Below are 11,889 nucleotides of genomic sequence, written 5' to 3'. Positions count from 1 at the left end.
CCGCCACCGCAGCGTCAAAACTCGGCGACGCAAACTGCAGCAGACGGCTTCCGCCGTCTACCCCCAGACGCATGATGTGATCCCGCGCCAGATTCACCACCCCTGCATGCCCGACGACCACACCCTTCGGCCGCCCCGACGAACCCGACGTATAGATCACATACGCCGGGTGCGACGGCGACAGGGCACAGCTCCGCTCCTCATCCCCTACATCCGCACCCGACTCCAAAGCCACCGCATCCGCGATGTCCTCGAGGAGCAGCACCTGGTGGTTCTCCGGCACGACGCTTCGTACGAACGCGTCGGTGATCACCACGGCGGGGGCGGCATCACCCAGGACGTACGCAATGCGCTCGGCCGGGTACTTCGGATCCACCGGAACGTACGCAGCACCCGCCTTCAACACCGCCAGCATCGTCACCAACAACTCCGGCGAACGCGGGAGCACCAACGCCACTAGCCCCTCAGGTCCCACGCCCCGACCCACCAAGACCCGAGCCAGACGATTCACCCGCGCATTCAGCTCCGCATACGACAGCTGAACGTCCTCGAACAGCACCGCCGTCGCCTCCGGCGTCCGCGCAACCTGCTCCTCGAACGCCACCGGCAACGACACCCACGGAACCTCAACCCGCTCCCCCTGCCAACCGGACAACAGGCCATCGCGCTCCGCGCCGGACAGGATCTCCAGCTCCCCGACCGGGCGGTCAGGGGCGTCGACCACGGCGGACAGCAGCCGCCCGAACCGCTCCACCAATCCCTCGACTGTCACCCGGTCGAACAGATCCGTGGCGAACTCGAAATCACCCTCCAGACCCGCCGGCATACCGTCACCATCGAACCGCTCGGAGAGCCCCAGCGAGAGGTCGAACTTCGCAGCGGCGCTGTCGTTCGGCTCGACGCTCAGCGCGACGCCGGGCAGTTGAAGATCGGGCCTGCTCTGGTTCTGGAACGCCAGCGCCACCTGGAAGAGCGGGTGGCGCGACATGGACCGGGCCGGGTTGAGCACCTCGACCAGGTACTCGAAGGGGACGTCCTGGTGTGCGTAGGCGTCGAGGTCCACCTCACGTACACGATCGATCAGTTGACGGAACGTCGGGTTGCCGGAGAGGTCCGTCCGGAGCACGAGGGTGTTGATGAAGAAGCCGATCAGGTCGTCCAGCGTCTCGTCCGTACGCCCGGCCACCGGCGTGCCGATCGGAATGTCCGTCCCCGCGCCCATTCGCGACAGCAGCGTCGCGAACGCCGCCTGCACCACCATGAACACACTCGCGCCTGACTCCCCCGCCAGGGCGGCGAGACCATGGTGCACGGCGGCGTTCAGCGTGAACTCGACGTTGTCGCCCCGGTGTGTCGCGACGGCGGGCCGGGCTCGGTCCACGGGCAGCTCCAGCTGCTCCGGCAGACCGGTCAAGTTGCCCTTCCAGTAGGCAATTTGGCGGCTCACCAGACTGTTGGGGTCGTCCTCGTCGCCCAGCAGCTCCCGCTGCCACATCGCGTAGTCGGCGTACTGCACCGGCAGCGGCTCCCAGCCCGGAGCGCCACCACCAACCCGCGCCTCGTACGCCTCCGCCACATCCCGCGCCAGCGGCGCCATCGACCAGCCGTCACCGGCGATGTGGTGCAGCACCACCACCAAGAGGTGCTCGTCCTCGCTCAGCACGAACAAGCGGGCCCTCATGGGGGCGTCGACCGTGACATCGAAGCCCTCGCCCCGAAAGGCCGACGCGGCGGCGGCGAGCTCAGCCTCTCCTTCGCTCGTCGACACGGAGTCCATCCCTGCCCAGGCATGGTCCGTGTCGAGGATGCGCTGGTACGGGGTGCCCTCGGGGCCCTCGGGGAAGACCGTGCGCAGCGACTCGTGGCGCTCCATGACGTCCCGCAGCGCGGCGGCGAGCGCGTCCCGGTCCAGAGTGCCGGTCAGACGCAGCGTGACGGGCAGGTTGTACGTGGCGGCCGCGGTGCCCTCGAGCCGGTTGAGGAACCAGAGCCGACGCTGGGAAAAAGACAGAGGAATCATCAGTTCTCCTTGGGGCGCGGCATGCGCCGCAGTGCGGGCCGCTGCGACTTCTGTGCAGTTCCCAGCTGTTCGGTCAACGTGGCCACGTTCGGTGCTTCGAAGACGGCGCGCAGTGGCAGCTCGGCGCCGAGGCGGGTGCGGATGCGGCTGACCAGGCGGGTGGCGAGCAGGGAGTGTCCGCCCAGCTCGAAGAAGCTGTCGTCGATGCCGACGCGCTCCACTCCGAGCACTTCGGTGAAGATCTCGCACAGGGCGCGTTCACGTTCCGTGCGAGGCGCGCGGAACGCCGCGACCGTGGCGTAGTCGGGGGCGGGGAGGGCACGCCGGTCCAGCTTGCCGTTCGCCGTCAGGGGCAGGGCGTCCAGGACCACGACCGCCGCCGGGACCATGAACTCCGGCAGCCGCTCACCGACGTAGCGGCGCATCTCCCTGTTCACCAGCTCCGTGTCGCGGACCTGCTCGGTGGAGTCGGTGTTCGACGGGACTACGTAGGCGACGAGGCGCTTGCCGCCGGGCTGGTCCTCGCGGGCCACGACCACGACCTGGGCGACATCCGGGTGCGAGGCGACGACTGCTTCGACCTCACCGAGTTCCACGCGGAAGCCACGAATCTTGACCTGGAAGTCCGCGCGGCCCAGGAACTCGACCGTCCCGTCAGCCCGCCAGCGGGCCAGGTCACCGGAGCGGTACATACGCTCACCCGGACCCGCAAACGGGTCGACGGTGAACCGCTCCGCCGTCAGACCCGGACGATTGAGGTAACCGCGCGCCAGCTGCGCACCAGCCAGGTACAGCTCGCCCGCCACACCTACCGGGACCGGGCGCAACCACTCATCGAGTACGTAGACACGGCTGTTGGCCACCGGGGTGCCGATCGACGGCAGCACCGGCCACTCCGCCGGATCGCCCCCCAACGGCAGGGCCGTCACCACGTGGGTCTCGGTCGGCCCGTAGTAGTTGTGCAGCCGCCGACCCGGCACCGACGCGAAGAACTCCCGCACCGGACCATGCAGCGCCAGCGCTTCACCGGCCTGGGCGACATCCGTCAACTCGGGCAAACTGAGACCGAGTTCCGCCGCCGCCTCGGCGACCGCCTCCACCATCGGCATGGGCGCGAATAGCTCGCCCACCTCGTGCTGGGCGAACCAGCGCACCAGCTCCGCCGCGCCCCGCCGCGTCTCATCCCGCGGCACCACTAGCGTCTTGCCCGACCACAGTGCCGAGAACATCTCATGCGCCGCCGCATCAAAGCCCAGCGCCGCGAACTGACCCGTCCGCTTACCCACCCCACCGGACAGCACCTCACCGTGCCAGGCCAGCAAGTTCACCATCGCGCCCGCCGGGAACACCACCCCCTTCGGCCGTCCTGTCGACCCGGATGTATACATCACATAGACCGGGTGCTCGGGCCGCAGCGGCACACCGCCGCGCTCCGCGTCGGACAGATCGGCATCCGCGTACCCGGACACCGCCTCGCCTGTGACCTCGACGCCCCGACCGGACAGTTCGTCGGGCAGTCGCGCCAGCGTCTCCTCCGGGCCCAGCACACACACCGGATCGGCGTCCTGGAGCATGTAGTCGATGCGCTCAGCCGGATAGGCCGGGTCCACCGGCACGTACGCCGCCCCCGACTTCACCACCGCCAGCAACGCCACCGGCAACCACTCCGAACGCGGCAGCATCAACGCCACCACACGCTCCGGACCAGCACCCCGCTCCACCAACAAACGCGCCAGACGATTCGCCCGCGCATTCACCTCGGCATACGACAGCTCCACACCCTCGAACACGACCGCCGTCGCCTCAGGAGTCCGCGCCACCTGCGCCTCAAAACCCGCCGGCAACGACACCCACGCAACCTCAACCCCGGTCGCATTGCGAACCTCCAGCAGCTCACGCCGCTCGACGTCCGATAGCACCTCCAGCCCACTCACGCGAACATTCACATCAGCCACAACACCGGCCAGCACACGGCCGAACCGCTCCACCAACCCCTCGACCGTCCCCCGGTCGAACAGGTCGGTGGAGAACTCCAAGAGGCAGTCCATGCCTCCGGCGTTCGCCTCCCGCTCGGTGATCCTGAGGAGGAGGTCGAACTTGGATGACGCGGTCTCCGCGAGTTCTCCGGTGAGGGTGAGCCGGGGCAGTTCGAGGACGGCTTGTTCGTTGTTCTGGAAGGCGAGCATCACCTGGAACAGCGGGTGACGCGACATCGAGCGTTCCGGATTGAGGACCTCCACGAGGTGCTCGAACGGCACATCCTGGTGCGCGTACGCCGCCAGGTCCGTCTCACGCACCCGCTCCACCAGCTCACGGAACGTCGGGTCACCCGACAGGTCGGTCCGCAGCACCAGCGTGTTCACGAAGAACCCGACCAGGTCATCCAGCGCCTCATCCGTACGCCCCGCGATCGGCGTACCGATCGGGATGTCCGCCCCCGCGCCCATCCGCGACAACAGCGCCGCGAACGCCGCCCGCACCACCATGAACACACTCGCACCCGACTCCCGGGCCAGCTCGGCCAGGCCCGCGTGGATCTCCGGGGCCACCTCGAAGGCCACTACCTCGCCTCGGAAGGACGCCACCGCCGGGCGGGGGCGGTCCGTGGGTAGCTCCAACTGGTCGGGCAGGAGAGCTAGTTGCCGCTTCCAGTACGCGAGCTGGCTGGCCAGCAAGCTGTGCGACTCGGACTCGTCGCCGAGCAGCTCGCGCTGCCACAGCGCGTAGTCCGCGTAGTGCACCGGCAGCGGCTCCCACTCGGGAGCGCGGCCCTCGGCCCGTGCCTCGTACGCCTCCGCGACGTCACGCGCCAGCGGTGCCATCGACCAGCCGTCGCCCGCGATGTGGTGCAGGACGACCACCAGCACGTACACGTCCTCGGCCAGGGTGAAGAGCCTGGCGCGCAGCGGGACGTCGACCGTCAGGTCGAAGCCTCGCTCGACCTGCTCCATCACCAGATCCTGGAGGTGCTCCTCCGTCACCGGGGTCACGTCGAGGGCCAGCCAGGCACCCTCGCCATCGGTGATCTCGTGGAGTTCGCGGATCTTCTGGAACGGGACGCCGTCCGCGCCCTCGGGGAAGACCGTGCGCAGCGACTCGTGCCGGACGACGACGTCCCGCAGCGCCGCCGCCAGCGCCTCGCGGTCCAATTCGCCGGTGAGCCGCAGGGCGACGGGCATGTTGTACGTGGCGGCCTCGGCGCCCTCGAAGCGGTTGAGGAACCACATCCTGCGCTGGGCGAAGGACAGCGGGACCTCGGCGGGGCGGTCCATGGGAGCCAGTGGCACCCGCGCCTCGCCGGCCTCCGCCAGCCACTCCGCGAGCCGGGCGACGCTCGGCGCTTCGAACAGGGCGCGCAGCGGAAGCTCCACGCCGAGCACCGTGCGGACCCGGCTCACCACGCGGGTGGCGAGCAACGAGTGGCCACCCAGGTCGAAGAAGCCGTCGTCGATGTCGACCTTCTCCACGCTGAGCACCTCGGCGAAGACCGCGCACAAGACTTCCTCTCGGCCATCGCGGGGCGCGCGGCCCGCTCCCCCTCGCAAGCCCTTGAGGTCGGGGGCGGGCAGGGCCCGGACGTCGAGCTTGCCGTGGGCGGTCAACGGGAGGTCGGCGAGGACCACGACCGCAGCCGGGACCATCTGGTCGGGGATGCGTCCGGCGAGGGACTTCAGGACGGCGTCGGGGGACGGTGCCGTGCCGGGTGCGGGGACGGCGTAGCCGACGAGGCGCTTGTCCCCCGGCTGGTCCTCGCGCAGCAGGACCGTGGCGTGGTCGATGTCCGGATCCTGGGTGAGGGCGGCTTCGATCTCGCCGGGTTCGATGCGGAAACCGCGCAGCTGGATCTGCGCGTCCGCGCGCCCCACGTAGGCGAGGGTGCCGTCCATCCGCCACTTTACGAGGTCGCCGGTGCGGTACATGCGCTCGCCGCCAGCCGTGAACGGGCAGGCCACGAAGCGCTCCGCCGTGACGGCGGCGCGCGCGGCGTAGCCACGGGCCAACTGAGCCCCAGCGACGTAGAGTTCGCCGACCACGCCGACCGGCACCGGGCGCAGCCCTCCGCCCAGGACGAAGGCACGGGTACCGCCCTGAGGGCGGCCGATCGGCACTCCGGACGGCGGCAGTGCCTCGCCGGGGCTCACGCGGTGTTCGGTGACGTTCACGGTCGTCTCGGTCGGCCCGTAGGCGTTAACGACGTGGACCTGCGGGTAGCGGCGGCGCCACTCCGTCACGTCCGATCCGGCCAAGGCCTCGCCGCCCAGGACCAGTTCGGCCGTCGGCGAGAACTCGTCCGGCAGGGTCAACAGCAGCGGTACGTGGCTCGGCGTCGCCTTCATGAAAGTCGGGGCCTGGCGCCGGCGCGCCGGGTCCGAGGCCTCCGGTGTCCGCAGCAGGTCGGTCACTCGGGCACGTCCGCCCGACACCAGGGGCAACAGCACGGACGCCACCGTCATGTCGAACGTGACCGGTGACTGCCAGGCCACCACGCCCGACGCCTCCGGGTGGGCCGCCCTCGCCCAGCCTAAGTAGGCTGTCAGCGAACGGTGTTCAACGACCACGCCCTTCGGTTGGCCCGTCGATCCGGAGGTGTAGACGACGTACGCCGCGTTTTGCGGGCGCGGGCCGAAGCTGCCCGTGTCGCCCAGGTCAGCCGTGCCGGCCGTGTCGGCGATCTGCTCGTCCACGAGGACACGCGCCAGGCCGCTCGGCAGCGGCGCCGTCGTCCCGGCTGTCGTCACCGCGCACACCGGCCGCATGTCCTGGCACATCAGGGCGATGCGCCGCGCCGGATACTCCTCGTCGACGGGCAGGAAGACCGCTCCCGCCTTCCACACGGCCACCATCGCCACCACGAACTCCGCCGAGCGGGGCAGCGCCACCGCCACCGCGCGCTCGGGCCCGACTCCCCGGGCCACGAGGACCCGCGCCAGTTGCTCGGCCCGCGCGTCCAGTTCCGCGTACGACAGGGCGTCGTCCCCGCACTCGACCGCCATGGCGTCCGGCACCCGCTCCACCTGCTCGGCGAACAGGTGGAGCGCCGTGGCGCCCGCCGCCAAGTCACCGCAGGGCCCGGTCAAGGGCTCGCCGTCCGCCCCCGCGCTCCACTCGTCAAGGACCAGGCGCCGCTCGCGCGGCGACAGCAGCTCCGCCGATGTCACCGGGCGCTCCGGATCCGTGACGAACGCACGCAGCAGGCGCTCGAACCGGCGGGCGATGCCGTCGACGGTGTCGCGGTCGAACAGATCGACACAGTAGGTGAGTTCGCCGGTGATGCCGTCAGGACGGCGATTCGCGTCGAAGGACTCGTTGAGGCTGACGGACAGGTCGAATTTGACCGCTTCCAGTTCTGCGGGCTCGCTGGCGAGGACGAGGCCGGGGAGTTCGAGGCGAGGGGGGCTGGTGTTCTGGAAGGCCAGCATCACCTGGAACAGCGGGTGCCTCGACAGGGAGCGGACGGGGTTCAGGACGTCCACGAGGTGCTCGAACGGCACGTCCTGGTGGGCGTAGGCCCGCAGGTCGGCTTCCCGTACGCGCTCGACCAGTTCGCGGAAGGTGGGGGCACCGGACACATCCGTGCGCAGCACCAACGTGTTGACGAAGAAGCCGACTAGGTCGTCGAGCGCCTCGTCCGTGCGGCCCGCCACCGGCGAGCCGATCGGGATGTCCGTGCCGGCGCCTAGGCGCGACAGGAGCGCCGCGAATGCCGCCTGCACCACCATAAAGACGCTCGCGCCGCTCTCGCGCGCGAGAGTGGTGAGGTCCTGGTGGAGCCGTGCGTCGAAGTGGACGGGCACATGGGCGCCGCGGTGGGTGGCCGCGGCGGGGCGGGGCCGATCCGCCGGAAGCTCCAGTTGTTCGGGGATTCCGGACAGGTGGTGCGTCCAGTACGCGACCTGCCGGCCCAGCACGCTCGTGGGGTCGGAGCCGTCGCCGAGCAACTCCCGCTGCCAGATCGAGTAGTCGGCGTACTGCACCGGCAGCGGCTCCCACTCCGGGGCGCGGCCGTCGGCCCGCGCCTCGTAGGCCTCTGCGACGTCCCGCGCCAGCGGCGCCATCGACCAGCCGTCTCCCGCGATGTGGTGGAGCACCACGAACAGGACGTGCGTGGTGTCGTCGATCGCGAACAGCTGGGCGCGCAGCGGTAGTTCGACGGTGACGTCGAAGCCGCGGGCGGTCTCCCGGGCCAGGGCCTCGGAGAGCACCGCCTCCGTGACCCGGGTCAGCGGAAGCTCAACGCCGGCGTCGGCCGGGTCAACGATCCGCTGCCGGGGGGTGCCGTCGGGGTCCTCGGGGAAGACCGTGCGCAGGCACTCGTGGCGGGCGACGACGTCGCCGAGCGCCGCCGCTAGGGCGTCGCGGTCCAGGGCGCCGGTCAGGCGCAGCGCGATGGGCATGTTGTATGTGGCGGCCTCGGCGCCTTCGAGACGGTTGAGGAACCACAGCCGCTGCTGGGCAAAGGACAGGGGCAGGTCCGCCGTGGAGGTCCTGCGGGTCAGCACGACGCGGGCGCCGTCGGCGTCGGCGAGGCGGCGGGCCAGCCTTGCCACGCTCGGCGCCTCGAACAGGGCGCGCAGCGGCAGCTCCACGCCGAGCACCGTGCGGACCCGGCTCACCAGGCGGGTGGCGAGCAGCGAGTGGCCGCCCAGGTCGAAGAAGCTGTCCTCGGGGCCGACCCGGTCCAGGTCGAGGACTTCGGCGAACAGTCCGCACAGCACGTCCTCGTGCGCGGTGCGCGGTGCACGGCCGTGCGGGGCGGCGGAGAAGTCGGGGACCGGCAGGGCCTTGCGGTCGAGCTTGCCGTTAACGGTCACGGGCAGCGCGGCCAGGACGACGACAGCGGCGGGCACCATGTACTCCGGCAGCCGGGCGCCCACGAACTGTCGCAGGTCGGCCGGTTCGACGGTGGTGCCAGCGGCGGGGACGACGTACGCGACGAGGCGAGGGTCGTGGCCCTCGCCTGTGTGGACGGTGACGACGGCCTGTGCGACGGCCGGGTGGGCGGCGACGGCCGACTCGACCTCGCCGAGCTCCACGCGGAAGCCGCGGATCTTCACCTGGAAGTCGGTGCGCCCGAGGAACTCGATGTTCCCGTCGGCCCGCCACCGCACCAGGTCCCCGGTGCGGTACATGCGCCGCCCAGCGGGGTCGTACGGGTTCGCGACGAACCGGTCCGCGGTCAGCCCAGGCCTGCCCACATAGCCGCGGGCCAACTGCACACCGGATACGTAGAGTTCGCCGGGCACGCCCGCCGGGACCGGCCGCAGCCGCTCGTCCAGGACATAGGCGCGGGTGTTCCACACGGGCGCGCCGATCGGCACACTCGGGGCCCCGGGCTCGTGGCGGACCACCCAGCGGGTGACGTCGATGGACGCCTCGGTGGGGCCGTACAGATTGAACAGGCCCGAGTCCAGGGTCTCGCGGAACTTCTCCGCGAGTTCGAGGGAGGTGGCCTCGCCGCCGAGGATCACCGTGTGCAGCGTCGTGCACGTGGAGGCGGTCGGCTCCGCGAGGAACACGGCGAGCATGGACGGCACGAACTGCAGCGTCGTGACCCGCTGGGCGCGGATGACCTCGACGAGATACGCGGGGTCGCGGTGCCCGCCCGGATCGGCGACTACCAGGGTCGCGCCGACCTGCAGGGCCCAGAAGAACTCCCAGACGGAGACGTCGAAGCCGGTCGGCGTCTTCTGCAGGACGCGGTCGCCGGCCCGCTGTGGATGTTTGGCCTGCATCCACGCGAGGCGGTTCACGATGGCGTCGTGCGGGATCAGTACGCCCTTGGGGCGGCCGGTGGAGCCGGAGGTGTAGATCACGTATGCGGGGTGCGAGAGCTCCAGCGGCGCGGCCCGGTCGGCGTCGCCCAGGTCGGTGGCGGGCCGGTCGGCGAGCGAGGCACGAAGGCCTGGATCGTCGAGGACGAGGACGGGCAGGTCGCACGGCAGCAGGTCCATGGTGTCGGCCGCGGTGAGGATGCACACGGGGCGCGCGTCGTCGAGCATGTACGCGATCCGGTCGGCCGGGTATTCGGGGTCCACGGGAAGGTAGGCCGCGCCGGCCTTCACGGTGGCGTACACCGCGACGACCTGGTCGACGGACCTGGGCAGGGCGAGCGCGACGAGCCGCTCCGGGCCCGCCCCCTGCTCGACGAGCAGGCGAGCCAGCCGGTTGGCCCTGGCGTTGAGTTCCGCGTAGGTCAGTTCGATGTCCCCGTGGACCACGGCCGTCGCGTCCGGGGTGCGCGCCACCTGCGCCTCGAACAGGACCGACAGGGGCGCCTGCCGCACCGGGGTGTCGGTGCTGTTCCACTCCTCGACGATCCGCCGCCGCTCCTCGGGCGCCAGTACGTCGAGGGCCGCGACGGGCCGGTCCGGGTCATGGACCACACCGCGCAGGACACGCTCGAAACGGGCCACCAGTTCCTCGGCCATGTCCCACTCGTACAGGTCGGTGGCGAACTCCAGTACGCCCGCGAGGCCCGCCTCGGCGCCGGTGTCCGTGCGCGACTCGTCGAGATAGACGCAGAGGTCGAAGCGGGCGGCCGGGGCGGCGGCCGGTTCGGGGGCGACGGTGAGGCCGGGGAGCCGCAGCTGTGGTTCCTCGACGTTCTGGAAGGCCAGCATCACTTGGAAGAGCGGGTGCGCCGCCATCGACCGGACCGGGTTGAGCACCTCTACGAGGTGCTCGAAGGGCACGTCTTGGTGCGCGTGCGCGGCCAGGTCGGTCTCGCGGACCCGGTCGAGCAGTTCGCGGAAGGTCGGGTCGCCGGACAAATCGGTGCGGAGCACGAGCGTGTTCACGAAGAACCCGACGAGATCGTCGAGCGCCTCGTCCGTGCGCCCGGCCATCGGCGAGCCGATCGGGATGTCCGTCCCGGCCCCGAGCCGCGAGAGCAGCGCGGCGAACGCCGCCCGCATCACCATGAACACACTCGCGCCGGACTTACGGGCCAGGTCGGCGAGGCGTGCATGCAGCTCGGCGTCCAGCGTGAACGTCACGCTGTCACCGCGATACGAAGCGACGGCGGGGCGCTGACGGTCCGTGGGGAGCGTCAACTGATCAGGCAGGTCGCTGAGTTGGGTCTTCCAGTAGGCGAGCTGACGATTGAGCAGGCTGTCGGGGTCGCGCTCGTCGCCGAGCAGCTCGCGCTGCCAGAGTGCGTAGTCGGCGTACTGCACCGGCAGCGGTTCCCACCGCGGGGCCCGGCCGGCAATACGCGCCACGTACGCGGCCTCCAGGTCGCGCGCCAGGGGTGCCATCGACCAGCCGTCACCGGCGATGTGGTGGAGCACGACGGACAGCACGTGCGTGGTGTCATCGAGCGTGAAGAGCCAAGCTCGCAGGGGCAGTCCGTCGGTCAGGTCGAACCCGCAGCCCGCGGCCTCGGCCATACGCGCGGGCAGTTCGGCGGCAGTCACGGGGAGCACGTCCAGCCGCACGGTGGCCCGGTCGACGTCGAGGACGCGCTGGAAGGGGGTGCCGTCAGTGCCCTCGGGGAAGACCGTGCGCAGACTCTCGTGACGTGCGACCACATCGTGCAGCGCGGCGGCGAGCGCGTCCCGGTCCAGGGTGCCGGTCAGTCGCAGCGTGATGGGCAAGTTGTACGTGGAGGTGGCCGAGCCCTCGAATCGGTTGAGGAACCAGAGCCGACGCTGGGCGAACGACAGGGGCACCTCCGCAGGGCGTGCGGCGGGCGACACCGCGACACGAGCGGCCGCGCCGTCGGCCTCGATCCGCTCGGCGAGCTGGACCACGGTGGGCCCCTCGAAGAGGACACGCAGCGGCAGTTCCACCCCCAGGCGGGTGCGGATGCGGCTGATCAAGCGGGTCGCCAGCAGGGAATGGCCACCCAGGTCGAAGAAGCTGTCGTC

The 11,889-nt window shown here is 70.7% G+C and carries 2 protein-coding genes; both read right to left on the bottom strand.

Annotation, left to right across the window (positions count from 1 at the left end):
- The coding region (locus ACH4DX_RS35680) for a condensation domain-containing protein (protein ID WP_398158150.1) at positions 1–2,020 on the bottom strand (2,020 nt) is incomplete at its 3' end.
- On the bottom strand, positions 2,020–11,889 hold a 9,870-nt coding region (locus ACH4DX_RS35675; protein ID WP_398158149.1), incomplete at its 5' end, for an amino acid adenylation domain-containing protein. The genes ACH4DX_RS35675 and ACH4DX_RS35680, both read right to left, overlap by 1 nt.

It is taken from the genome of Streptomyces sp. NPDC017940, from assembly GCF_044328435.1.
Taxonomy (GTDB): domain Bacteria; phylum Actinomycetota; class Actinomycetes; order Streptomycetales; family Streptomycetaceae; genus Streptomyces.
This window is presented reverse-complemented; position numbering and strand designations above follow the sequence as displayed.